Genomic DNA, 26167 nt, shown 5'->3' with positions numbered 1-26167 from the left:
ATAATTACACATCGAGGTTGCGGGCGATTAAAGCATTCTTCTCAATAAAGGCGCGGCGCGGCTCAACCTCATCACCCATCAGGGTAGTAAAGACCTGATCCGCAGTAATCGCGTCTTCAATTTTTACTTGAAGTAGGGTACGTGATCCAGCATCCATGGTGGTTTCCCATAGCTGCAAAGGGTTCATCTCACCAAGGCCTTTGTATCGTTGACGACTGAGAACGCGCTCAGCCTCAGAAAGTAACCACGCAAAGGCTGCCCTGAAGTCTTGTACGGATTGTTCTTTTTGGTTTTTATCTGGATCACCGCGGCGAACTTTTGATCCTGGCAACACCTTGCCAGACAAGACGGCGGCTGCGTTGGCTAGGCTCTGATAATCATCACCATGGACAAAGTCAGAGTTGATGGCAGATAACTTCAGGTTGCCATGAATACGGCGTGAGAGCAAAAGCTTGAAGCGATCTGTACGCTCCTCTTTTTGCACGATAATTTCTGGGGGTAACGCCAAGGGGTTTAAGGCATCATCAAGAGCAACTCGCAAACGCCCTGCAGATTCTTGTGCGAACTGTTCGGTGTCTAGGTTTAGTTGTGTGCCAGACGCAATAGCACGCAGAGCATCCTCATCAATATTGCGTGATAAGCGATCAACAATCGATTGAATTACTTGATAATGTGTAGCAAGCTCACTTAGTGCGGCACCTTCAATGACCTCCCCTGTAGGTGTTTGAAGTGAGGCGGACTCTAGTGCAATCTTCAGTAGAAGTTGGTTGAGCTCAACATCATCTTTAATGTATTGCTCATTCTTGCCAAACTTCACTTTATATAAAGGTGGTTGAGCGATGTAAATATGACCACGCTCAATTAACTCCGGCATTTGTCTATAAAAGAATGTGAGTAAGAGTGTACGGATATGGCTGCCGTCAACGTCCGCATCGGTCATGATAATGATGCGGTGATAACGAAGTTTGTCCGCTTTGTATTCTTCAGCACCAATACCTGTACCAAGAACGGTAATTAAAGTAACCACTTCTTGGCTTGCTAACATCTTATCGAAGCGCGCCTTCTCAACGTTAAGAATTTTTCCCTTAAGTGGAAGGATGGCTTGGAAGCGACGATCGCGCCCCTGTTTGGCAGAGCCTCCCGCGGAGTCTCCCTCGACAATAAATAATTCGGATTTTGTCGGATCCTTCTCTTGGCAATCCGCCAGCTTTCCAGGAAGACCCAAACCATCAAGCACACCTTTACGACGAGTCATATCGCGTGCTTTGCGTGCAGCCTCTCGAGCGCGTGCCGCATCTACAATTTTTCCACACAGTATTTTGGCGTCAGCCGGACGTTCTTGAAGGTAGGCGCTTAAGGCCTCTGCAACAATCTCTTCCACAGGTCCACGAACCTCACTGGATACCAACTTATCTTTTGTTTGGCTTGAAAATTTAGGCTCTGGAACTTTGACGGATAAAACGCAGGCAAGGCCTTCACGCATGTCGTCACCAGAAATTTCTACTTTAGCTTTTTTAGCAACCTCATGCTCATCAATATATTTATTAATGACGCGCGTCATCGCTGCACGTAAGCCAGTTAGGTGGCTACCGCCATCACGCTGAGGAATGTTATTAGTAAAACAAAGAACTTGCTCACTAAAACTATCATTCCATTGCATTGACACTTCAGCGGTAATGTTGCCACCTAGGTCTGATGGGCGAATACCTTCTGCATAAAAAATATTGGGATGTAGAACGTTTTTGGTTTGATTAATGTATTCAACAAACCCTTTAACACCACCTGAGAATGCAAAATCCTCTTCTTGACCAGAGCGTTGATCAATTAATTTGATGTGCACCCCATTATTTAAGAATGAAAGTTCACGGATACGTTTGACCAAGATCTCGTAATGGAACTCCACATTCCCAAAAATACCTTCGTCGGCCAGAAAATGGACCTCAGTTCCCGTTAAATTTGTATCGCCGGTAATAGTAATTGGTGATGTAGCAACACCATTTTCTTCTTGAATGTTGCGATTCTGAATTACGCCACAGGCAAACTCCATGTAGTGGGCTTTGCCATCACGACGGATAGTCAATCTCAACCATTTTGAGAGTGCGTTTACACAACTAACACCAACCCCATGTAAACCACCAGAAACTTTGTAGCTGTTTTGGTCAAACTTACCACCAGCATGAAGCTCGGTCATCACAATCTCAGCCGCACTTCTCTTTGGCTCATGTTTGTCGTCGAATTTAATGCCAGTTGGAACGCCGCGTCCATTATCAACAATAGAAATAGAGTTATCAGTTTGAATGACAACGGTAATTTCGGAACAGTATCCCGCTAAAGCTTCATCAATGGAGTTATCAAGAACTTCGAAAACCAAATGGTGTAAGCCGGTGCCGTCGGAGGTATCCCCGATATACATCCCTGGGCGCTTACGAACAGCTTCAAGACCTTCTAAGATTTGGATCGATGATGCACCGTACTGCTCTACTACCTTTTTTTCTTCAGTCATTTTTTTCTAAATTAAATACGCATTGGCATCACAACATACTTGAAGTCTTCGGAGCCGGGTAGCGTAACCACCGCACTACTATTGGCATCACCCAGGCTAATTTGAATTTTTTCGTTCTTCAAGTTTGATAAAACATCTAACAAATAACTTACATTAAAACCAATTTCAACAGCATCGCCGCTGTATTCAGTTTCAATTTCCTCTTGGGCTTCTTCTTGCTCAGCATTGGTTGATTGAACTGTAATGCGATTGGGTGATAAAGAAAAGCGGACACCCTTAAATTTATCGGTAGTTAAAATTGCAGCACGTTGTAAGGCGGATTGCAAAATATCCCGACCAACAACTAAAGAATTTTTGTGGCCCTTTGGTATGACCCTTTGAAAATCTGGAAACTTACCTTCAACCAATTTTGAGATTAATTCAATATCACCAAAAGTAAACTTTACTTGATTGGATGTGAGGCTTATCTCAAACATTTCATCCGAGTCCTCAAGTAGATGCTGGCACTCAAGAATAGTTTTACGAGGAATAATAATTTCCTGTTTTTGCCCAGACCCAACCGGGGCTTCTGCCAGTTCAACCTGGGAATAAGCTAAGCGATGGCCATCTGTTGCTACAGCAATCACTTGTTTACCTTCAACAACCAACAACATGCCATTGAGGTAGTACCGAATATCTTGTTGCGCCATTGCAAAGTGGACTTGACTAATTAATTGGCGAAAACTCTTTTGAGTCATTTTCCAATTAGCAGTAACTTCACCAACACTTTGCATTACAGGAAACTCTGCTGCAGATAAAGTTTGTAGGGAGAAACGGCTTTTACCGCTCTGCACAACCATCTTATTATCTTTAAGATTAAGCGATACCGGTCCTTCAGGTAGAGCGCGCAAGATATCTAATAACTTTCTTGCTGCCACAGTTGTGGTGACATCTTCTGCGCCAACCCCAAAACTAGCATTGGTTGTAATTTGAATTTCAATATCAGTCGACACAAAAGATACTTTATCGCCCTGTTTTTTAAATAACAGATTTGCCAGAATTGGCAACGTGTGTCGACGTTCAACAATGCCACTAACAACCTGAAGTGGTTTTAACAAACTGTCACGTGAAGTGTTTACGAGTTGCATTGCTTTTAAATCCTTGTATATATCTTATTAGTAGTAGTAGTAAGGGTTGAGATTTCGGTGGATAAGTCAAAAACCATATATAAATCAACCCATTAGAACCAAAAAAACCTGTGGAAAACTTTTGTATAAGCCCTGCATAAATATTGGATAACTTTTTATCAACACCCTATTTTTGCATGAAGCGCGTGCTTTCCACAATTTATCCACACACTATCCCCAAAGTTATCCATTGAGCTATCCACAACCTTATCCACAGGCAAAAAAACCTAAGATTTCAAGGTTTGTTCAATAACATGGATTTCATGGTTAAGTTGACCATCATGCGAGCGCTCTTCACCAATCTTACGTACAGCATGTAAAACAGTGGTGTGGTCGCGCCCACCAAACAACTCCCCAATCTCTGGGAGACTTTTTTGAGTCAACTCTTTGGCCATAAACATGGCAATTTGGCGTGGGCGAGCAATATTTGCCGGACGTTTTTTGGAGTACATGTCTGCAACCTTAATACTATAAAAGTCTGCCACCGCTTTTTGAATATTTTCCACTGATATTTGCCGATTTTGTATGGAAAGCAGGTCTTTTAAGGCTGTGCGGGCTACATCAATTGTTACTTCTTTGCCATGAAAACGCACATAAGCCAAAATCTTTCTCAGTGCCCCCTCCAACTCTCTCACATTGGATCGGAGATGTTTGGCCACAAAGAAAGCTACATCCTCACTCATAGGGATGCCCTCACTCAAAGCTTTTTTCATTAAAATAGCGACTCGCATCTCAAGCTCAGGGGGTTCAATGGCAACCGTGAGGCCAGAGTCAAACCGTGAAATTAAGCGGTCATCTATCCCCGCCATCTCTTTAGGGTAGGTATCACTTGTAATGATGACTTGAGCTTTATTACTTAAAAGCGCCTCAAAAGCATAAAAAAACTCTTCTTGGGTCCTAGATTTACCACTAAAGAATTGAATATCGTCAATCAACAATAGATCCAAAGAGTGGTAATAACGCTTAAAACGATCAAACGCCTTTTGTTGATAAGCCCTAACCACATCTGAGACGTACTGCTCAGCATGGATATAGCGGATCCGAGCGTTAGGTTTTTCTTTTAAGAGGTGGTTGCCAATCGCATGAATTAAATGGGTTTTACCCAAACCAACACCGCCATATAAAAACATGGGGTTATATGAGGTGCCTGGGTTGTGGGCAACCTGAATTGATGCAGCCCTTGCCAGCTGGTTTGCCTTACCGGTTACAAAAGTTTCAAATGTAAGGTTTGGATTGAGTTTGGAGTGATCCTCAATTTCAAAGGCCTGCTCCTCTGTAGAGGTGTTATCTGGGTTAATTACCACCTCTTGAAGCTCAACCCGCTCTTGAGGGGTATTAATTTCTGGGGCCTGGGCACACACACCCTCAACACTAAGTACAAAACTTAAAGTAATTGGTCGACCGAAATATTGGTCTGCCATCTCCTGGAAGCGGTCTGTAAAGGTTTTCTTAATCCAATCAAGCTTAAATCTGTTTGGGGCTCCCACAATAAGTGATTGCTCACTCTCATCATAAGAAACCAAGCTTAAGGGCTGTATCCAGGTTTTAAATTGTTGGGGGGATAACTCGCGAGCAAGTATGCCAAGGGCGTCATCCCAAAACCCTAGTGGGCTAAGTGAATTCAATGTGGGGGGATTCTGTAAATTACTCATATTTTTGGAGGATCCATTGTAGCGATCCCCTAAAGTTATCCACAAGCTAGAAAATCGTGGAAAACCTGTGGATAACTTGTGTACAAAGATAAAAATTCTAATTAAAACAAGGGTTTATTAAATATAAGCCCAGAAAATAGAGAAAAATACCTATATATTCTTCGGTAGCGGTTGACCTTTTGCCATCCAACAAGGAAAATACTGGGTTTTGCAGGATGAATCATGAAAAGAACATACCAACCCTCAGTAACACGTCGTAAACGCACTCACGGATTTCGTATTCGTATGAAAACTAAGAGTGGGCGCGCAGTATTAAATGCACGTCGCGCTAAAGGCCGCAAACGTCTAGCTGTTTAATTTAGCAGTTGAACAGCGCCAGGATTTCTGAATTACTAAAAACACGCCCCAAGACAAGTTTGTATTGGGGTTTGTATTTGGCTTCCTCGGATCAAGGCGCAAAACCAGATTTAGGCATTGCAGTAGCTAAAAAATTAGCTAAGCGTGCGGTAGATCGCAACCGATTGAAGCGCATGATCCGTGAAATGGTCCGTAGCGCCCAAGCCGCAGGCCTCAACAACGATGTTGTTGTTAAGCTGAAAAAACCAATTGGTCGCGAAACTCGCGGCAGACTCAGAAGAAAAGAAAAAGAAGTTCTGCGAACTCAGATTGCAGGGCTGATTTAACGTGCGCCTATTAAACATGTTGGCCATTAAAGTTGTGAGGTTCTATCAAATTGCGCTGAGCCCTTTTATTGGCATGCACTGCAAGTTTGTGCCCTCTTGCTCCCAATATGCGTGCGACTGCTTTGCCCATTACGGATTTTTCAAAAGCTTTGGGCTAATGGTGTGGCGCATTTTGCGTTGCAACCCATGGTCACAAGGCGGTCATGACCCCGCTGTAAAACCAAGATCTCATCATTATTAAGTGAATGCAAATGGACTTTAAAAAAACAATTCTTTGGGCGGTCTTCTCCATGTCAGGCCTGATGTTGTACAACAACTGGCAGGTTCATGAAGGCAAACCATCGATGTTTGGTGGAAACTCCGCAAGCAATGTTGTGGCCACCGATAAGGCACCAAGCAACAAGGTGGACATTCCATCCCCCGTACAGAATCCAAATATTCCAGCCTCGAACCAAGCCCCCGCTGTGAGTTCGAGCGCAATAGAGTCATCAGAAAAGTTTGTTTTGCAAAATGATGTGCTGGCTCTAGAAATTAGCGCCAATGGCGGCAACATTATTAATGCGAAGTTGCCAAAGCAGCTAACCCCAGAAAAAAAACCGGTTGAGTTGTTTCAGTACACACCAAGCCATAAATATTTTGCCCGTTCAGGCTTAATTGCTTTGGGTAATGCAGATCTACCCAATCACACCAGCAGCTTTAAATTAGTTCAATCGGGCAAAGATGGAACTGGAAAACCTTTTATTGTTTTGGCTAGTGAGCGCAACGGCGTCAAACTAGAGAAGACGTTTATTCTGAGCCCAGGTAGTTATGTTGTGGATGTGGGCCATCGCGTGACACAAAGCAGCGCAAATGCAACACCACTGGTTTTGTATACGGAGATTGTTCGCGACGCCTCCCAAGAACAAAAAATCGGACCCTTTGACGGTGCGTTCTCTGCGAGTACATTTACTGGGCCAGCAGCTTACACAGAAAAAGAAAAATTCAATAAGCTTGAGTTCACGGCTATTGATAAGAACAAAATTACCATTCCTACACAGGTTGCGGCCGGCGATCCTGCATGGGTTGCCATGGTGCAGCATTACTTTGCCAGCGCCTGGATTCCTAGCGACAAAGCGGCGCGCGACATTTATGCGGGAAGGATTGATAACAACCTTTATCGTATTGGTATGCAAACACCGTTGGGTATAGTTGCGCCAGGAACAACGGTTGTTGAAAAAGCAAAACTGTTTGTTGGTCCGCAAGAAGAAAGCGTTTTAGAAACAATTGCCCCAGGCTTTGCTTTATTGAAAGACTATGGCTATCTCACCATTCTTGCGAAACCCATTTTTTGGTTGCTAGAAAATATTCACACTTATGTTGGTAACTGGGGTTGGGCAATCATTCTCCTGACCATCTTGATCAAATTGGTGTTCTTCCCACTTTCTGCTGCAAGCTATAAATCGATGGCGCGCATGAAAGAGGTTCAGCCACGACTGCTTGCAATGAAAGAGCAATACAAAGGCGAGCCACAAAAACTAAACCAAGCCATGATGGAGATGTATCGCAAGGAAAAAATTAATCCTTTGGGTGGTTGTTTGCCTGTGGTGATTCAGATCCCCGTGTTTATTTCTCTGTACTGGGTGCTACTTTCTTCCGTAGAAATGCGCAATGCCCCTTGGATTGGCTGGATTCAAGATTTATCGGTTCCAGACCCGTACTACATTTTGCCAATCATCATGGCCGCCTCAATGTTTGTACAAACCAAACTCAACCCTACGCCGCCCGATCCAATTCAGGCAAAGGTAATGATGTACATGCCACTCGTGTTCTCTGTCATGTTCTTCTTCTTCCCTTCCGGCTTGGTTTTGTACTGGGTGGTAAATAATTTGCTATCCATTGCTCAACAATGGCAAATCAATCAAATGTTTGGAAAGAAACCAGCTAAATAAAGTTTTAGCTGTTTAGAGATGAATAATGGGTGCCCGCAATGATGACTAGAAAGCTGCCCATCATTGCGGTTGCCACCGCACCTGGTAAAGCGGGTATTGGCGTTATTCGAATTAGTGGCCCTCAACTTGGGCCCATTGCGCAGGCCCTATTTCAGAAAACACTAGCGCCGCGGCAAGCAAACCTATTCACTTTGCGCGACAGTGATGGCGCAGCAATTGACCAGCTCATTGCAATTTACTTTGCTGGCCCTGCCTCTTTTACCGGAGAGGATGTTTTAGAGCTGCAATGCCATGGTGGGCCACAACTCCTTGAACTGGTAATGAAGCGATGCTTAGAGTTGGGCAAAGATCAAGGCTTGGTCATAGCGGAGCCTGGCGAATTTTCTTTGCGGGCATACCTCAACGACAAAATTGACTTAGCCCAAGCAGAGGCGATTGCAGATTTAATCGATGCACAAAGTGAGGCTGCAGTTCGTGGCGCAGCGCGCTCATTGCAGGGCGTTTTCTCAAACGACATCAATAGCTTGATTGAAGAAATCACCCAACTTCGAATTTTGGTGGAGTCCACTTTAGATTTTCCCGAGGAGGAAATTGAGTTTCTCCAGAATGCTCATGCTCGCGAGCGCCTAAAAACGGTCATACATCAATTACATGCTTTAAGGGACGGCGCAAAACAAGGAAAGATTTTGCGTGACGGCATTCAGTTGGTTTTGGCTGGTGCCCCCAATGTTGGCAAAAGCTCTTTGCTAAATCGCCTTGCGGGTGAAGAGGTCGCCATTGTGACGCCTATCGCTGGAACTACGCGAGATCGTGTGAAGGAAAGCATCACCATTCATGGCGTTCCTATACACATCATTGATACCGCTGGATTGCGTGACACTAGTGATCTAGTTGAGGCAAAGGGTATTGAAAGATCTTGGGAGGCCATTCGCGCAGCTGATCTAGTGATATTTCTACAAGACCTCGGATCCCCTGGTGAGATAGAGAGCGCCAATGCTCTGGAGTTAAAGACCCAAATAGTAAAAGCGCTCCCACCAAAGTGCCCCGTTTTAGAGGTCAGTAATAAATCGGATTTGTTGATGGAGCTATCTGCTAACCAAAGCGATGAGGGGGTTTTGCTCATTTCAGCCAAAACCGGTGATGGCATTGAGGCTTTGAAACAAAAAATCCTAGAGTCGGTGGGCTGGGGTGGCTCACAAGAGGGGGCAATTGTGGCACGCCGTCGGCATCTAGATTGCCTAGATAGGGCTGCTAGCCATTTAGAAAAATCACAACAATTCGCTGCAGATGGCAACATATCACTAGAGTTATTTGCAGAAGAGCTACGTTTGGCGCAGGATCAGTTGGGGCAAATTACCGGGAAGCTACTTCCCGATGACCTTTTGGGCAAGATTTTTAGTCAGTTTTGCATCGGCAAATAAAGGGTTTGCTCTTGGTGGGGCTCCCCAAAAAATATGCCCAAAATGTTAAAATAGTGCGATCAAAATTATTACTTTCCATAGGAATCTCATGACCACGACAACAAATGGGCAAATCAATGTCAATGCGCCTGATTATGTAAAAAATCAGCAATTAATTCAGTGGGTTGCAGATGTAGCGGCCCTAACAAAGCCAGACCAGATTCACTGGTGTGATGGTTCCCAGTCTGAATACGACCAATTTTGCGAGCTTTTAGTAGGTGCCGGCGTATTTAAACGCCTCAACCCAGCTAAACGAAAAAATTCTTTTTTGGCCTTATCTGATCCGGATGACGTAGCTCGTGTTGAAGACCGCACTTTTATCTGCTCTGCAAAAAAAGAGGATGCTGGCCCTACCAATAACTGGGTAGAGCCAAGTGAAATGCGTGCCACCCTCAAGCCTTTGTTTGATGGTTGTATGCGCGGCAGAACAATGTATGTTGTGCCCTTCTCGATGGGCCCAATCGGCTCCCCAATTGCCCATATTGGTGTTGAGTTATCCGACAGTGCTTATGTTGCTATCAATATGCGTTTAATGACCCGTATGGGTAAAGCGGTGATTGATCAGCTTGGCGCTACCGGTGAATTCGTTCCCTGCATTCACACCGTTGGCAAGCCTTTGGCTGCTGGCGAAAAAGATGTTGCTTGGCCTAATAACAAAAACAAGTACATCGTTCATTATCCAGAAACTCGTGAGATTTGGTCCTTTGGATCTGGTTACGGCGGAAATGCTTTGTTGGGCAAAAAATGTTTTGCTTTGCGCATTGCTTCAAACATGGGCCGCGACCAAGGTTGGTTGGCCGAGCATATGTTGATCTTGGGCGTCACTTCACCCGAAGGCAAGAAATATCACATCGCTGCCGCATTCCCATCTGCTTGCGGAAAAACCAACTTCTCCATGATGATTCCTCCAAAAGGATTTGAGGGTTGGAAGGTCACGACGGTTGGTGATGACATTGCCTGGATCAAGCCACGCAAAGATACTGTTACTGGCAAAACCCGCTTGTTCGCGATTAATCCTGAGTCTGGCTATTTTGGCGTTGCCCCTGGTACAAATCGCCTGACTAACCCGAACTGCCTTGATTCATTAAACCAAGATGTGATCTTCACCAACGTTGGTTTAACGGATGATGGTGATGTTTGGTGGGAAGGTTTAACTGATACACCCCCAGCACACTTAATCGACTGGCAAGGCAAGGATTGGACTCCTGCTGATGGCGCCGCTGGACGTAAAGCAGCACATCCAAATTCACGCTTCACAGTAGCTGCCACAAACAACCCAGCGGTTGATCCTAACTGGGATGATCCAGAAGGTGTGGCAATTGACGCGTTCTTGTTCGGCGGTCGTCGCTCAAATACCGTGCCACTAGTGAGCGAGGCACGTGACTGGGTGGAGGGCGTTTATATGGCCGCCACAATGGGCTCTGAAACTACTGCAGCAATCACTGGTCAGGTTGGTGTTGTTCGTCGCGATCCATTTGCGATGATTGCATTTGCTGGCTACAACATGAGTGATTACTTCCAGCACTGGCTCAACATTGGTAGCAAGCTTGCTGCCGAGGGCGCAGTATTGCCAAAAATCTATTGCGTGAACTGGTTCCGTAAAGATGAAAACGGCAAGTTTGTATGGCCTGGTTTCGGCGAAAACATGCGCGTGTTGTCTTGGATCTTGGGTCGTGCTGAAGGCAAGGCTAAAGGTACAGAGACTGTGTTCGGTATTTGCCCAGAACATGCTGATATGCATTGGGATGGTCTTGACTACTCAGTAGAAAAATTCGAAAAAGCCATTACGGTTGCGGTTGACGACTGGAAGAATGAGCTCAAACTGCACAACGAATTGTTCGAGCATTTAGGTGAGCGCTTACCTAAAGAATTGATCGAAGCCCGTAGCAAAATTGAAAAGCGCTTAAACGCCTAGGTAGCCCCTAGAAATTTAAGAAGCCTTTTCAAAAACACGCTTATTTAATGACCTCACCCCAACACCATGACATCGTGGTGATTGGGGCAGGCATTGCTGGCGCAACCATTGCGAATGAGCTGCTCGAGCGTGGCCAAGCTGTTTGTGTTGTCGATGCTGCATCTCTCCCTGCCTCTGCATGTTCTAGGCACGCCTATGCCATTGCTCACCCACATGTTGGTCGTGGAGCCCCTCGCTTATTGCGCTTAACTCGCATTGCCTTTTTGATGGCAGAGGCGCGCTGGAGTAAGGTCTGGAATCAGCATGGCATCTTTCAGCCAAGCAAGAAAGATAAGCTGTTTAATCGCAATGAGGTGGCGGGTTATTTGCAATCGCTGAACCTTGATGAAGGCACGGCACAAGCACTTTATGCCGAAGAGGCAATACAAGTTTGTGGCATTCAACAGGATGGTATTTGGCTTCCACGTGGTGCATCTCTCAACTTATCTGCGGCTACAAATGATGCATTGAAGACGCACCCACGGCTAACTTGTTGCTGGAATACTTCCGTGGCTCGATTGGAAAAAACCAGCGCTGGCTGGAAATTATTTAATCATCAGGATGAGTCCATCATGACTGCTGGCAAGGTCATCATCGCAGCCGCTTTGGAAACCAAACAATTGGCTGCCAGTATGGATGTGCGGCTACCTTTGAGGCCGGTACGTGGGCAGCTGAGTATTTTTGCTGTTGCTGAAAACACTGCTTGGGCATCACTACTTCCTAAAACGGCAATTTCTGGTGATGGTTATTGCTTGCCAGCAAAGCGCTTGCCAGATGGCAGTTACCAATGGATAGTGGGTTCCAGTTTTGATGAGGGTGAGTTTGACCTTCAAGACTGGGATTTAAGCGATAACTTCAATCGCGAGCAAGCAAAGGGTTTGTTGGACTATGCGAGGGGCGATGTAAGTCTTCTTCACAAGTCTGGAAGTTTTGTAGGTGTGCGTTGCGTTGCCGGCGATCGCTTGCCCATCATTGGCGCACTAACTCAACGCCCAGGGATTTTTTTGGCCACAGCCCTGGGGTCGAGAGGCGTTCTCTGGTCAGCCTTAGCGGCCAAGCTCATTACCGCTCAAGTGCTAGGGGATGACTTTGCTTTGCTAGCCCGCTTAGGTTTTGCTGCAGACTTGGTGGCCGCACTTGCACCCGCTCGTTTTTTTGCTGGAGCCTTAGCAGCAGCTCCTGCTTTAGGCGCTTTGGCCTCGAACTCAAAACCAATTTTGCCATCAGCACCCAAGGCAAGATAAGCCTTAAAGCCACGACCGGTGCGGTTGGATTTGAAGTTGGTTAACAAATCTGTTTTGCCTTCTGTGAGCAACTTTTGAACTTGCTCTGCAGAAATTTCTTGTTGCAAAACAACCTTACCTGTTTTGAAATCACAAGTCTTATCTGGACCAGTATTTTTTTCGCACAAGTAGCGCATGCCATCTTCATAAACGGCCCCCGAGCATTTTGGACAAACACCTAAAGCTTGGCGACCAGTAAAGTCGATTGCTTCGGACTCATCCTCTTGGGAATTGCCAAAATCAAACTCGAGTTTGAATCCTGCATTGGGATAATCGGCGTCATCCTCAGGAATCTCACTCAACTTAATGATCGCTGCAAACGGCCTACCCATTTTGCTGCGGAACCCCTGTAATGGTCCGATGGTTTTTTCACGAAGCAGCTCTTCAACTTCTGGATACTCAAACGCGCGCCCACCGGGAGTTTTGCTAATCGTAAATCCACACTTCTCACAAGCAAAGCGACGATAGTTTTCTTTAACAGCACCCTTGCAGTGTGGGCAAGGTGTTGACATGGTTGCATAGTCACCCGGGATGGTGTCGCTGTCGTATTCCTTCGCACGTTTGACGATGCGTTGCGTCATCTGTGCAATTTCTTGCATGAAAGTGTCGCGGTTCATCTCGCCGCGCTCAATCAGCGATAGTTTGTTCTCCCAGTTGCCCGTTAGATCGGGCCTAGTTAATTCTTCAACGTCTAGTCCGCGCAAGAGCGTCATGAGCTGGAATGCTTTGGCGGTTGGAATGAGTTCACGCGCTTCACGAACCATATACCGCTCTGCTAGTAAGCCTTCAATAATGGCTGCGCGAGTTGCTGGTGTTCCTAAACCCTTTTCAGCCATGGCTTCGCGCATGTCATCATCATCAACCCACTTACCAGCGCTTTCCATTGCCGACAACAATGTTGCTTCCGTATAGCGGGCTGGTGGTTTTGTTTTTAATGGAACAGCAGCAATGGATTCGTTTTGCACAGTTTCACCTTCTTGCACCGCCACCAATTCATCATCTGCTTGATTGGATCTGCCATATACCGTTAACCAACCAGGAGTGACCAGCACACGACCTTCGGTCTTAAAGTGGTGTCCCGAGGCTTCAGTGATGCGGGTGGTTACGCGAAACTCGGCTGCAGGATAAAACACGGCCAAGAAACGACGAACAACTAAGTCATATAGTTTTTGCTCTGGCTCACTGAGGGTCTTAGGAGACTCTAAGGTGGGGATGATTGCAAAGTGATCAGATATTTTTGAGTTATCAAAAATACGCTTGTTTGGTTTGATCCAACCATAACCGGCTTTAGCTTTTGGATCTTTGGGATCGCCTTGCAAAATTTGCTTAGCGAATGGTCGATATTCTTGTGAGTGCTCAGCCAAATTTTCCATGGTCTGCTTCACGGTATCCAAATAATCTTCAGGTAAAGCCTTGGCATCGGTACGTGGATAGGTGAGCACCTTGTGGCGCTCGTACAGCGCTTGGGCTAGGCCCAAAGTATTTTTAGCGGAGAAGCCAAAGCGCGCATTTGCTTCACGTTGTAAGCTAGTCAAATCAAACAGCTGAGGCGCTAGTTGGGTGGCAGGTTTCGCCTCTTCTTTAACGCTCGCTTTTTTATCACGACACGCGGCAACAATGCTTTGCGCGGCAGCTTCACTCCAAAGGCGATTCTCGCGAGCATCTGGAGCGGCAGCATCTTTCTTAAATTTGGGATCAAACCAACGGCCCTCATAAATACCAGCCGCAGCAATAAATTCTGCTTTCACCTCCCAATAATCTTTGGAAATAAATTTACGGATCAGCTCTTCACGCTCAACCACGATGGATAGAGTTGGAGTCTGTACTCGACCTACAGTTGTCAGAAAGAACCCACCACTTTTGCTATTGAATGCTGTCATGGCACGTGTGCCGTTGATGCCTACTAGCCAATCTGCTTCGGATCGGCAACGTGCCGCATCGGCCAGCGGCTGCATGTCGCTATCGCTGCGTAGAGAAGCAAAGCCATCACGAATCGCTGCAGGTGTCATTGATTGCAACCAGAGTCGCTTAATTGCCTGTGGCGCTTTTGCATGCTGCGCAATTAGGCGGAAGATCAGCTCACCTTCGCGACCCGCGTCACATGCATTAATGAGCTCATTAATATCTTTGCGCTTAATGAGTTTTTGTAAGACCTTAAGCCGCGACTCCGTTTTGGCGATCGGGCGTAAATCAAAATAGGGAGGGACAACCGGTAAGTTGGCAAAAGACCATTTACCGCGTTTGACATCAAACTCCTCAGGGGCCGCAATCTCTAATAGGTGACCAACTGCAGAAGAAATGACAAAGTCATCACTCTCAAAATAATCTTCATATTTAGTAAAGCCACCTAAAGCCTTGGCGATGTCGTTCGCAACGGAAGGTTTCTCCGCAATGATCAGTGCCTTGGGGTGATCCCCAGCCGAAGTCTTTGGACTGCTTTTTTTGGTAGATGCTTTAGTTGCCACGCGTTTTGCCTAAATTTGAGCTTGAAATGATGTTTTAAGAGGGAAAACAGAGAGCCAATTTAAACCTAATACCAGCCTGACGCTCCCCATGCCCTTTTTTTATTATTAACCGATAAATTGTTAAAAGTCCAAAAACCCCATTTTTTTAGGCCCATCTAGACCCTATTAAGGAGCTTATTTTTGTCAATACAGCGCTTTAAATGACTTTAAATGCGGTTTTTGGCCATTTCGGTAGATCCTCGAGAATATCTTGTGGGGACTGGACGAGTTTGGCCCCTTGCTGAATTAGCTGGTGGCAGCCCTTAGAGAGAGGGCTATGTATCGATCCAGGAACTGCAAATATTTCACGTCCGAGCTCACAGCCTAGTCTTGCCGTAATAAGCGAGCCCGATCGTTCTGCAGCCTCGATCACCAAGATTCCGAGTGCAAGGGCTGCAATGATGCGGTTTCGGCGCGGGAAGTTGCAAGCTCTTGGTCCAATGCCAGGGGCTAGCTCCGATATCAAAAGCCCGCGCCTACCAATGGCCCTAGCTAGCCCAATGTGTTCTCGTGGATAGACGACATCTAGCCCAGTCCCGCATACCGCTAGTGTTGGATGATCCTGTCTCGGGCCAAGCGCGCCCCAATGGGCGGCACCATCGATGCCCCTAGCTAGCCCTGAAATCACTAGATATCCCGCTTCAGATAAGGCTCGCCCAAAATAGCGAGCATTGTTGATTCCTTCAGGGCTGGAGGCACGAGATCCAACAATGGCGAGCATGGGTAAGTTGAGCAGTTGGATGTCACCATATATATAGAGTGAGTTTGGTGGATCGCATAAATCCAGCAGGCGAATTGGATAGTTGGGATCATGCCGCTGTATTTGGACCATGTTTGAGCTTTTAGGGGTGTGTATAAAGCCATTTTCGGCGTGGCGCTGGCGAGAACTATCGGGACAGCCTGATTACTCTGTTGGATAATTCCTTCATGGCTTTATTAACTGTCCTTTGTTATCCAGATCCACGCCTACACAAGGTTGCTAAACCGGTAGCGCAGGTGGATGCGCGCATCAAAAAAATTGTGGCTGATATGGCACAGACAATGTACGACGCCCCTGGGGTTGGCTTGGCTGCAACTCAGGTAGATATTCATGAGCGGATTGTGGTGATTGACGTTTCAGATAACCAAGACGAGTTGCTGGTGTTTATTAATCCAGAATTAGTTTGGGCAAGCTCAGAAAGAAAATCTTGGCGCGAGGGGTGTCTCTCAGTACCTGAGTATTACGACGAAGTGGATCGTCCCGCTGTTGTGCGAGTGAAGGCGCTTGATATTAACGGCAAAGAATTTGAAGTGGAGGCAGATGGTTTGTTATCAGTCTGCTTACAGCATGAGATGGATCACTTACAAGGGAAGGTATTTGTTGAGTACCTCTCGATGTTGAAGCGCAATCGCATTTCTCTCAAAATGAAAAAGCGCGCCAAAGAACTAGTAGGCGAGCGCTAAGCGCCCAATGAAAATTGTTTTCGCAGGCACTCCGGAGTTCGCCGCACAAGCAATGCGTGCGATAGATCAGGCTGGCCATGAAATTGTCTTGGCGCTAACGCAACCAGATCGTCGTGCAGGCCGAGGTATGCATCTTCAAGCAAGTCCTGTAAAAGTATTTGCGCAAGAGAAAAATATTCCGGTGTTGCAACCAGAGACCCTCAGGCAGGGCCATGCAGACTTACAAAAAAGAACTGCAGCGCAAGAAGCCTATCAATATTTATCCAGCATTGATTTTGATGCGATGGTGGTGGTTGCCTACGGATTAATTCTTCCTCAAGACATCCTAGACCTTGCTGCTCAAAATGGGCGATATGGTTGCTTTAATATTCACGCTTCCTTGTTGCCGAGGTGGCGTGGCGCCGCCCCGATTCAGCGTGCTATTGAGGGTGGCGACGAGAAGACTGGCGTTAGCATTATGCAAATGGATGCTGGCTTAGATACTGGCGATACTGTCTTGGTGGGCAATCTGAAAATCACCCCACAGGAAACGAGTGCATCACTGCATGACCGTTTAGCAGTTCTGGGCGCAGAGCTCATGGTAAAGACGCTAAATATGCTAGATCAAGGCATTGTCATTACTAGAATCCCGCAGCCTAGTGAAGGCATTACTTATGCAGAAAAAATATTAAAGAGTGAAGCAGAAATTGATTGGCAGTTAAGCGCCGTTGAAATCGATCGACGCATTCGCGCTTTCAATCCATTTCCTGGCTCCACGAGTAGCCTGCATGGTGAGCAGTTTAAGTTTTGGAACTCTTGCTTGCCCAGTAAGGTGCAAACACATCCAGCGGCCACCCCCGGACAAGTTTTGGGTTTTGATGGAGATGGAGTGTATGTTCAGTGTGGAGATGGTGTGATTGAGATTTTAGAAATGCAAAAGCCTGGTGGAAAAAGAGTTGCTGCCAGCCTATGCATTTCAAATGGGGCCACGGCAGAGTTTGTAATCAGATTTGAAAAGCTCGCTAATCAGCAAGGAGGTGCGAATGTTTAACTTGGTGAAGACCGCTATTTTGATGGCCGCAATCACTGCACTTTTTGTAGTGGTGGGCGGCATGTTGGGTGGCGAAGAAGGCATGTTCTTGGCGCTATTGATGGCTATTGGTATGAACTTTTTTAGTTATTGGTTTTCAGACACGATGGTGCTCAAGATGACCAATGCGCGACAAGTAGACGAACACTCGGCTCCGCAGCTCTATTCCCTGGTCAAAGAGCTGGCTAATAAAGCTGGGCTGCCTATGCCTAAAGTATTTTTGATTGACGAAGATGCTCCCAATGCATTTGCAACCGGCCGAAATCCTGAGCATGCTTCTGTTGCGGCAACCACGGGCATTCTTAGAATTCTTTCGCCCCGAGAATTGCGCGGCGTCATGGCTCATGAGCTGGCGCACGTTCAGCATCGAGATATCTTAATTTCTACTTTGGCAGCAACTATGGCTGGAGCAATTTCTGCGTTAGCCAATTTTGCAATGTTTGCTGGTGGCAGAAGTTCGGAAGGTCGACAAGGTAATCCGCTGGCATCATTATTGGTAATGATTTTGGCCCCGCTCGCAGCTAGCCTGATTCAGATGAGCATTTCGCGTGCACGTGAGTACGAGGCAGATCGAGGCGGGGCTGAAATGAGCGCTGATCCTGAGGCGCTTGCGCAGGCCCTACAAAAAATTCATGCCTTTGCTCAAGGCATTCCATTTCAAGCAATCGAGCGGCATCCTGAAACGGCGCAGATGATGATCATTAATCCCCTGACTGCCGGTGGGCTCTCACAACTTTTTTCTACTCATCCCCCAATGGAGGAGCGGGTAGCTCGTTTAATCAGTATGGCTAAAAACGGGGCTTACCCCGGAGCGGAATAATTTGACCGACCAAAAAACACCACGCAGTCTTCCGCTATCAGAGGCGATCACTATTTCTGCGCAAGCAATTGGCGAGGTGATGGTAGGTCGATCACTCACAGAGGTGTTAGATCAGCTGGATGCCCATGAGCGCCCCATTGTGCAAAGCCTCACATTTGATGCCTTGCGTAAGTGGGTGAGATCACATGAGTTTATTCAGCAATTCATTCCAAAGGCACCACCACCGGAAGTAGAGTATTTATTAAGCGTAACGATTGCTTTGTTTTTGCAGAGTGGCGCAGAAGGCAAGGGCTATGCAGCACATACGATTGTCGATCAGGCAGTAAAAGCCTGTAGTGAATATGAGCCCACGATGTATGCCAAAGGTTTGGTAAACGCTGTTCTTCGTAAGGTAAGTCTTGCCGTGCAAGCCGAAAATGAGAAACCTTATCCGCCAGACCCTATTCCGATGTTTTTCCCACCTTGGTGGCGCGCCAGTCTGAAGCGAAACTATTCAAAGTCTTGGCAGGCTATGCTGATTCAGCAGGCGCAACGTGCGCCACTTATTTTGCGAGTGAACGTCAAGCAGCATACGCGTCAGGAATATCAGGACTTACTGCAACAAGCAGGAATAGCGGCAGAGCCTATTCAGGAGATTGCAGGCATCACATTGGATTCGGCCTTGCTGTTACGCGAGCCGGTACCTGTATCAGATTTGCCAGGATTTTATAGTGGCGCCGTTTCTGTTCAAGATACTGGAGCTCAAATTGCAGCCGTACTGCTCGACCCTAAACCGGGCGAGCGCATATTGGATGCTTGTGCTGCACCTGGCGGAAAAACCGCTCATCTATTAGAGCTGGCGCAATGCGAGATGGTGGCTTTGGAGTTGGATGGTCATCGCCTTGGAAAAATTGGCGGTAATTTAGATCGCTTGCGACTTCAGTCGGATGACGTTCAAGTGGTGCGCGGAGATGCCTCAAAGGCAGCCTGGTGGGACGGCAAGCCATTCGACAAAATCCTATTGGATGCGCCTTGCTCCGCATCAGGCATTGTTGCAAGACATCCCGATATTCCCTTCTTGCGTCGTGAGGCAGACATTAAAGCCCTACAACTTAGACAGCGCGCTATTTTGGAGCAGGCTTGGAAGATGCTCAAGATGGGTGGCACGCTTTTATATGTGACTTGCTCCGTCTTTCCTGAGGAGGGTGAGGAGCAGGCAGCTTGGTTTGCTGCAGGGCATGCTGATGCGTTACGATTAAGCGCCCCCGGACAAATTTTGCCCGCCGAGCTAAATGATGGTTTTTACTACGCTTTGTTTAAGAAAAATGGGCCATGAGCCAAGGCATTAAACAATTCATTCTTTGTGTTTTGATGGCGCTGAGTCTATTTTCAGCAGCAGCGAGCGCAGAAGGTATCAAGCTTAAATCTGCTGATCTTGAGCGGGTGGATAGTGATTGGCTATTAAATGCCACGTTTCAGATTGAATTGACTCCGGGCCTAGAGGATGCGGTTCAAAAAGGCGTTGTCTTATATTTTCAAACTGAGTTTGACTTAACGCGTTCACGTTGGTACTGGTTTGATGAAAAACCCGCGCTTGCTCAACGGTCAACACGCCTGTCTTATCAGCCAATGACACAACAATATCGCATTGCTTCCGAAGGCTTCACCTTTTCTGCTAGGACGATGTTTGAAGCCCTTCAAGCCGTAGGTAGTATTGGCGGCTGGAGAGTGATTGATAACAACCAAATTGATTCAAGCAAGTCTTACACTGCAGCATTAAGAATGACTTTGGACTTAAGCAAGCTGCCAAAGCCGTTTCAAGTAAATGCATTAAATAATCGTGACTGGAATGTCACTAGCGACTGGCTACGCTTTCCATTTTCGCCAAACGGTCCAAACGTCATTAAACGATGAAAATATCTTTAGACTTCATTGGGTCAAATGCATTTGAGAAAGATGTCTGGAAAAGGCGCGCGTTGCCTACGGCGATGGCGGTGATTGGCGCCTTTGCACTCTTACTCTTAGTGCTACTGTCAATTGCAACATCAAACACTGAGTTTTTTGATAACTATTTTATTTGGCTCTATGCAGCCAATGTAATCATTGGCATTTGTTTAACCTTGGTCATTCTGACCTTGGTGATTGTGATCGCAGTTCGTTGGCATAAGGGTCGATTTGGTACGCGCTTGGTTGCCAAACTAGCCATGATTTTTGCCTTGGTTGGTGTCGTCCCTGGATTAATTTTATATGGCGTCTCTTTGCAGTTCGTATCACGTAGCATTGAAACCTGGTTTGATGTCCAGGTAGAGTCTGCGTTAGATGCCGGACTTGAATTGGGGCGAGTCACCTTACGTATGGCACAAGAAGAAATCTTGGCCGAGGGAAATTACATTGCCGAGCAAATTGTGCAGGTCCCTTCTGGGGCGACCTCTGAACAAGTTGGCGCCCTGGTAATGAAAACTCGCAATCAATTTGGTATTCAAGAGGTCAGCCTATTTAATATTCAGCGCAACTTGATCTTGACCAGTGAGTCACGGCCAAAAAAATATTTGCCCGCTCCTAGTGCCGATGTCATTGCTGAGGCATTTAAGAAGAAGGGCATCACCGCAATAGATCAAATCGAAATGGATGGGGGGCAGCGCGGCTATCGAGTAAGGGCGATTGTGCCGATTGTGCGGAAAAAACCCATTCAAAGTAAATTAGATTCAAACAAAGAGGCGGACGATAAATATTTTTTGCAGTTGGTGCGCTTCATTCCGAGCCCATTGGCCAAGAATATTGTTGCGGTTGAGTCTGCTTATAGTGACTATCAAGAAAAGTCCTTGGGCCGCACCGGCTTACGTAAGATGTTCGTGGGCACCCTTACATTAACGCTGTTCTTCGCGCTATTCGTTGCAGTGACTTTGGCGTTGATACTTGGGCGACAGCTTGCTAGACCATTGCTAATGCTCTTAAAAGGCACGCAGGCGGTCGCTCAAGGTGACTTATCTCCCAAGCCAGAGCTGGATACCGGGGATGAGCTTGGTATGTTGACCCGCCAATTTAATGTGATGACCCGGCAATTGGCAGACACAAGAACCTCGCTAGAGGAATCCAAGTCATTTTTAGAAACGGTATTAGGCAGCTTAACTGCAGGCGTTTGTATTTTTGATAAAAACTTCAATGTGGTTTCTAGCAACGCTGGGGCTGACCGCATCTTTCGGCAAGACCTGACCCAAATAGATGGCCATCCTTTAAGCGACAATCCAAGTCTTGTTGAATTTGAGCAAACCATTAAAGAGGGCTTTGCAACGATGAAGCTTTCAGTTGGGGTGGAGGGCGGTCAGCCAAACTCAGACATAAGTAAGGCTACACCAGTGTGGCAAAAGCAGATTCAACTCCACAGTACAAACGAATTTGAGAATGAACCTGGTGTCACTTTGTTTGTGCGCGGGACTGAGCTGACTTCAGATTTGCGCATGGTGGTATTTGATGACATTACTGATGTGGTGAGCGCGCAGCGATCCATTGCCTGGAGCGAGGTAGCCAGGCGCCTAGCACATGAGATTAAGAACCCACTAACTCCTATACAGCTTTCAGCAGAGAGACTGCAGCATAAGCTTGCAGGTAAATTGAGCCCTGAGCAAGAAGAGATGATGAATCGCAGCACGGAAACCATCATCGGCCAAGTTCAAGCCATGAAAGAAATGGTGAATGATTTTAGGGATTTCGCAAAAACACCGAGCCCGCAACTGAAATCGGTCTCTATCAATACTTTGACACAAGAGATCCTCGGCTTATATGAAGGAAGCCCCATAAAAACCCAACTAGATTCACGCTGCCAAAATATCATGGGGGACCCTACGCAACTGAGACAGATTATTCATAATCTTTTGCAGAACGCACAAGATGCTACCCTTGAGGGCAAGCATCAGGCTGAGCCAGTTGAAGTAAAAACAGAGTTAGTGCCTTATGGTGAGCTGAATGGTGTCGTACAAAATGCGGTACGGTTAACAATAAGTGATAGCGGCTCAGGATTTCCAGCTAAGATATTGGCAAGAGCGTTTGAGCCGTATGTAACAACGAAGAGCAAGGGCACTGGATTAGGTTTGGCGGTAGTAAAGAAAATCGTAGATGATCACGGCGCCAAAATTGAAGTCCGCAATCGAATGCGGGGCGATGAAGTGATCGGTGCGCAAGTATCAATTTTGTTTATGAATCTGGCAAAAGAGGCAGCATAAGAATGGCAAGTATTTTGGTGGTCGACGATGAGATGGGAATCCGCGAGCTTCTCAATGAGATTCTGACGGATGAGGGCCACACTGTTTATGCGGCAGAGAGCGCTATGCAGGCGCGCACTATTCGTGAACAAATGCGCCCAGACCTTGTCTTGCTCGATATCTGGATGCCGGATGTTGACGGCATTACTTTGTTAAAAGAGTGGTCTAAGACCGGTCAGCTCACGATGCCAGTAGTCATGATGTCAGGACATGCCACGATTGATACTGCGGTTGAGGCAACTCGTATTGGTGCCCTCAATTTTTTAGAAAAGCCGATCGCACTCCAAAAGTTACTCAAAACAGTCGCTAAGGCCCTCGAGAGCTCTCCTAAATATGTTGAGCCCGCCGAAGAAAAGGCATCTCTAGCCCCCTCATCCAGTCCAAACCCTAAAGTAGCAGTGAGCGAGCAGGCATCGCAGGCTCAAGATGATGCATACATTAGCGGGATAGCAAAAACCTATTTTGATTTGCCGCTCCGGGAGGCTAGAGACTTATTTGAGAAGGCCTACTTTGAGCATCAAATGATCATTATGGGCGGCAGTATGACCAAGATTTCTGAATACACTGGGCTCGAAAGAACCCATCTCTATCGCAAGCTAAAAGCATTGGGAATTGATACTTCGCGCAATAAGGCTGAGCAATAAGGCTTTGAGCGTTTGCTGAAGCATTGGTATAGGACACGATATCGTCATTGCGACGGATAATAGCGCCTACATCATTTCGGATTTATTCCCATGGAAATTAAGGTTAACTTTCTCGATAAGCTTCGTCTAGAAGCTAAGTTTGACGACTTCACGGTGATTGCTGACCAGCCTATCCGATATAAGGGGGATGGTTCGGCCCCAGGCCCTTTTGATTACTTTCTGGCCTCATCAGCCTTGTGTGCGGCTTATTTTGTGAAGCTGTACTGTGACACTCGCAATATTTCCACTGAGCATATTCGTCTTTCACAAAATAATATTGTCGATCCAGAAAACCGTTATCAACAGATTTTCAAAATTCAGGTTGAATTACCAGAAGAAATCTCCGCCAGCGATCGCCAGGGTATTTTGCGTTCCATCGAGCGCTGTACGGTTAAAAAAGTCGTTCAAGCTGGACCCGAGTTTGTCATTGAGGAGGTAAAAAACCTAGACGCAGATGCGCAGACTTTACTGACCTTGAAGTCAGTTTCTGAGGCTAGCACTTATATTGCAGGTAAGGATCTGCCACTAGAGCAAACCATTGCCAATATGTCTGGCGTGTTGGCAAATCTCGGAATTAAGATTGAAATTGCATCGTGGCGCAACATCATTCCTAATGTGTGGTCCTTGCATATCCGTGATGCGCACTCGCCGATGTGTTTTACCAATGGAAAGGGTTCGACAAAAGAAAGCGCATTGGCATCGGCCCTGGGCGAGTACATCGAGCGACTGAGCAACAACCATTTCTATGCCGGCGCATTCTGGGGTGAAGACATTGCTAATGCTGCGTTTGTTCATTATCCGAATGAGCGCTGGTTTAAGCCGGGACCCAAAGATTCACTCCCCGCAGAAATTCTGGACGAGTATTGCCTAGAGATTTTTAACTCTGATGGTGAGTTGCGTGGTTCACATTTGATTGATACCAATTCTGGCAATGTGGGGCGCGGGATTTGTTCTTTGCCGTATGTTCGTCAGTCAGATGGTGAGACTGTTTATTTCCCATCTAACTTAATTGAAAATCTTTATGTCAGTAATGGCATGAGTGCAGGCAACACGCTGGCCGAAGCCCAGGTGCAATGTCTGTCAGAGATTTTCGAGCGGGCGGTCAAGCGTGAAATTCTGGAAGGTGAGATCGCCTTACCGGATGTGCCGCAAGAAGTCCTCACGAAATATCCTGGCATTCTGGCGGGCATTCGGGGCTTAGAAGAGCAGGGCTTTCCGGTGCTAGTAAAGGATGCGTCGCTGGGTGGCGTCTACCCGGTCATGTGCGTTACCTTAATGAACCCAAGAACAGGCGGTGTATTTGCATCCTTTGGTGCGCACCCAAGTCTAGAGGTGGCACTGGAGCGGAGTTTGACTGAGTTGCTGCAGGGCCGCAGTCTGGAAGGCTTGAATGATTTACCTCCGCCTACTTTTTCAAGTGAAGCGGTGACCGAGCCAAGCAACTTTGTTGAACACTTCATTGATTCCAGTGGCATCGTGTCGTGGCGCTTCTTCAGCGCAAAATCAGATTACGATTTTGTTGAGTGGGATTTTTCTGGCAAAGGCGAAACCTCAAATGCAGAGGAAGCCACAACTTTGTTTGGCATTCTCAAAGCGATGGGTAAAGAAGCTTACGTTGCGGTATATGACCAACTGGGCGCAATTGCTTGCCGAATTTTAGTGCCAGGATATTCTGAGGTTTACCCAATTGAAGATTTGGTTTGGGATAACACCAATAAAGCATTATTGTTCCGCCCCGATATTTTGAATCTATCTAACTTAAATGATGCGGGCTTAAGCGCGTTGCTTGAGCGTTTAGAAAATAACGAGCTAGACGAATATGGCGACATCGCTACTTTGATCGGCATTGAATTTGATGAGAATACTCCTTGGGGTCAGCTTACCGTTCTAGAGTTGAAGTTGCTAATACAGCTCGCCTTAAAACAATTTGATGAGGCGCATGAGCTAGTAGGTGCGTTTCTTCAATACAACGACAACACAGTTGAGCGCAAATTGTTTTATCAGGCCTTAAATGCGGTGCTGGAGATTTTGCTAGATGACGATTTGGAGCTTGATGACTACCTAGTCAACTTCCGCCGAATGTTTGGCGATGAGAGAATGAATGCTGTCATCGGCTCAGTTGACGGCAGCGTGCGCTTCTACGGTCTGACCCAAACCAGCATGAAGCTCGAGGGCCTCGATAGGCACCATCGCCTGATTGACAGCTACAGAAAATTACATGCTGCTCGATCCAAAGCTATACCCGCCGCCAGCTAGTATGGGTAGCAGGAGCAAGAGCTTTTTGCCAAGGATTTACAGCATTCACTCACGGGTTGGCTGCGATTGACTGATTTTTCAGGCTGGAATGCAGTTTCATTTATAAATCCAACTCTTGGCCTGGTAGCTCAGTCGGTAGAGCAGAGGATTAATACATCCCTGCCTCACCCCTCAAATATTCCCCATCACTATCCAATAAACACAGCTAACGCCACCCCATCCAAAAAGTGGCAACACTACAAACGCAAATTGAGTGGGTGCTCTAGAGCGCGTCAGATCCAGTAGTTATGGGCTAGTAGGGGTGTAGTTGAGGCAGAATTTCAACAGTAAAAATAATTTCTTAAGCTGCTCTACAGTGGTGCCGCTGTCATAAAAAACTACCCCCTGTTCATGCGCTGTCGTTTAAAACGACATGCTAGCTAGCGCCTCTTATCCACTCAGTAGTAGCCGTTCAAAATAAGCAGTTTTGGGGTATCTGAGAGGCAGAGAACGGCCATTAAGAGTCATTTATAACTCTCTCTGACA

Annotated in this window: 19 protein-coding genes and 1 pseudogene; 15 read left to right on the top strand and 5 right to left on the bottom strand. The window is 46.6% G+C overall.

What is annotated here, in order from left to right; all coding sequences use genetic code 11:
- Nucleotides 1-4: 4 nt before the first annotated feature.
- From gyrB to dnaA, 3 genes are all read right to left on the bottom strand, one after another.
- Nucleotides 5-2503, bottom strand: a complete 2499-nt coding sequence (gyrB, locus tag ICN12_RS02415) for a DNA topoisomerase (ATP-hydrolyzing) subunit B (protein WP_216270496.1) — start codon at nucleotides 2501-2503, stop codon at nucleotides 5-7.
- Nucleotides 2504-2514: 11 nt separating this feature from the next.
- Nucleotides 2515-3630, bottom strand: a complete 1116-nt coding sequence (dnaN, locus tag ICN12_RS02410; RefSeq protein WP_216270495.1) for a DNA polymerase III subunit beta — start codon at nucleotides 3628-3630, stop codon at nucleotides 2515-2517.
- Between the two features lie 266 nt (nucleotides 3631-3896).
- Nucleotides 3897-5321, bottom strand: a complete 1425-nt coding sequence (gene dnaA / locus ICN12_RS02405) for a chromosomal replication initiator protein DnaA (protein WP_216270494.1) — start codon at nucleotides 5319-5321, stop codon at nucleotides 3897-3899.
- A gap of 222 nt (nucleotides 5322-5543) precedes the next feature.
- Between dnaA and rpmH the strand changes: the two genes are divergently transcribed.
- The 7 genes and pseudogenes from rpmH to mnmC1 all read left to right on the top strand — a co-directional run.
- Nucleotides 5544-5678 (top strand): 50S ribosomal protein L34, encoded by a 135-nt coding sequence (gene rpmH, locus ICN12_RS02400; protein WP_011903922.1) that lies wholly within the window; start codon nucleotides 5544-5546, stop codon nucleotides 5676-5678.
- An 8-nt stretch (nucleotides 5679-5686) separates the two neighbouring features.
- The gene (gene rnpA / locus ICN12_RS02395) at nucleotides 5687-6004 is read left to right on the top strand and encodes a ribonuclease P protein component (RefSeq protein WP_216270493.1); all 318 of its coding nucleotides are present in this window, start codon (nucleotides 5687-5689) and stop codon (nucleotides 6002-6004) included.
- 16 nt (nucleotides 6005-6020) lie between these two features.
- Nucleotides 6021-6245: a membrane protein insertion efficiency factor YidD gene (gene yidD / locus ICN12_RS02390; RefSeq protein WP_216862123.1), complete on the top strand. Its 225-nt coding sequence runs from the start codon at nucleotides 6021-6023 to the stop codon at nucleotides 6243-6245.
- Nucleotides 6246-6255: 10 nt separating this feature from the next.
- Nucleotides 6256-7932: a membrane protein insertase YidC gene (yidC, locus tag ICN12_RS02385; RefSeq protein ID WP_216270491.1), complete on the top strand. Its 1677-nt coding sequence runs from the start codon at nucleotides 6256-6258 to the stop codon at nucleotides 7930-7932.
- 41 nt (nucleotides 7933-7973) lie between these two features.
- Nucleotides 7974-9353 carry a tRNA uridine-5-carboxymethylaminomethyl(34) synthesis GTPase MnmE gene (gene mnmE, locus ICN12_RS02380; protein WP_216270616.1) on the top strand — a complete coding sequence of 460 codons (1380 nt, stop codon included), beginning with the start codon at nucleotides 7974-7976 and terminating at the stop codon, nucleotides 9351-9353.
- A gap of 88 nt (nucleotides 9354-9441) precedes the next feature.
- Nucleotides 9442-11307: a phosphoenolpyruvate carboxykinase (GTP) gene (locus ICN12_RS02375; RefSeq protein ID WP_216270490.1), complete on the top strand. Its 1866-nt coding sequence runs from the start codon at nucleotides 9442-9444 to the stop codon at nucleotides 11305-11307.
- A 47-nt stretch (nucleotides 11308-11354) separates the two neighbouring features.
- Nucleotides 11355-12446: pseudogene (gene mnmC1, locus ICN12_RS10850) on the top strand (FAD-dependent 5-carboxymethylaminomethyl-2-thiouridine(34) oxidoreductase MnmC1); the annotation flags it as partial.
- Here mnmC1 and ICN12_RS02370 read toward each other — a convergent pair.
- On the bottom strand, nucleotides 12416-15094 hold the full coding sequence (locus tag ICN12_RS02370) for a DNA topoisomerase III (protein WP_216270489.1): 2679 nt from the start codon (nucleotides 15092-15094) through the stop codon (nucleotides 12416-12418). The pseudogene mnmC1 and the gene ICN12_RS02370 overlap by 31 nt on opposite strands.
- Before the next feature lie 196 nt (nucleotides 15095-15290).
- A complete protein-coding gene (gene dprA, locus ICN12_RS02365; RefSeq protein WP_216270488.1) occupies nucleotides 15291-15965 on the bottom strand; it encodes a DNA-processing protein DprA in 675 nt (224 codons plus the stop codon).
- Between the two features lie 95 nt (nucleotides 15966-16060).
- Between dprA and def the strand changes: the two genes are divergently transcribed.
- The 8 genes from def (at nucleotide 16061) to ICN12_RS02325 (ending at nucleotide 25642) form a co-directional block, all read left to right on the top strand.
- Nucleotides 16061-16576, top strand: coding sequence for a peptide deformylase (gene def / locus ICN12_RS02360; protein ID WP_216270487.1), 516 nt, complete (start codon nucleotides 16061-16063; stop codon nucleotides 16574-16576).
- A 7-nt stretch (nucleotides 16577-16583) separates the two neighbouring features.
- Nucleotides 16584-17606: a methionyl-tRNA formyltransferase gene (gene fmt / locus ICN12_RS02355; protein WP_216270486.1), complete on the top strand. Its 1023-nt coding sequence runs from the start codon at nucleotides 16584-16586 to the stop codon at nucleotides 17604-17606.
- A complete protein-coding gene (gene htpX / locus ICN12_RS02350) occupies nucleotides 17599-18465 on the top strand; it encodes a zinc metalloprotease HtpX (RefSeq protein ID WP_216270485.1) in 867 nt (288 codons plus the stop codon). Before fmt ends, htpX begins: the two co-directional genes overlap by 8 nt.
- 1 nt (nucleotide 18466) lies before the next feature.
- The gene (gene rsmB, locus ICN12_RS02345; RefSeq protein ID WP_216270484.1) at nucleotides 18467-19780 is read left to right on the top strand and encodes a 16S rRNA (cytosine(967)-C(5))-methyltransferase RsmB; all 1314 of its coding nucleotides are present in this window, start codon (nucleotides 18467-18469) and stop codon (nucleotides 19778-19780) included.
- A complete protein-coding gene (locus ICN12_RS02340) occupies nucleotides 19777-20358 on the top strand; it encodes a DUF4390 domain-containing protein (protein ID WP_255537650.1) in 582 nt (193 codons plus the stop codon). Before rsmB ends, ICN12_RS02340 begins: the two co-directional genes overlap by 4 nt.
- Complete coding sequence (locus tag ICN12_RS02335; protein ID WP_216270483.1) at nucleotides 20355-22664, top strand: sensor histidine kinase; 2310 nt, start codon at nucleotides 20355-20357, stop codon at nucleotides 22662-22664. Before ICN12_RS02340 ends, ICN12_RS02335 begins: the two co-directional genes overlap by 4 nt.
- A gap of 2 nt (nucleotides 22665-22666) precedes the next feature.
- Nucleotides 22667-23347 (top strand): response regulator, encoded by a 681-nt coding sequence (locus tag ICN12_RS02330; RefSeq protein ID WP_216270482.1) that lies wholly within the window; start codon nucleotides 22667-22669, stop codon nucleotides 23345-23347.
- A gap of 90 nt (nucleotides 23348-23437) precedes the next feature.
- Complete coding sequence (locus tag ICN12_RS02325; protein WP_216270481.1) at nucleotides 23438-25642, top strand: OsmC domain/YcaO domain-containing protein; 2205 nt, start codon at nucleotides 23438-23440, stop codon at nucleotides 25640-25642.
- Nucleotides 25643-26167 lie beyond the last annotated feature (525 nt).

It is taken from the genome of Polynucleobacter sp. AM-25C3 (genome assembly GCF_018882335.1).
GTDB lineage: Bacteria > Pseudomonadota > Gammaproteobacteria > Burkholderiales > Burkholderiaceae > Polynucleobacter.
This window is presented reverse-complemented; position numbering and strand designations above follow the sequence as displayed.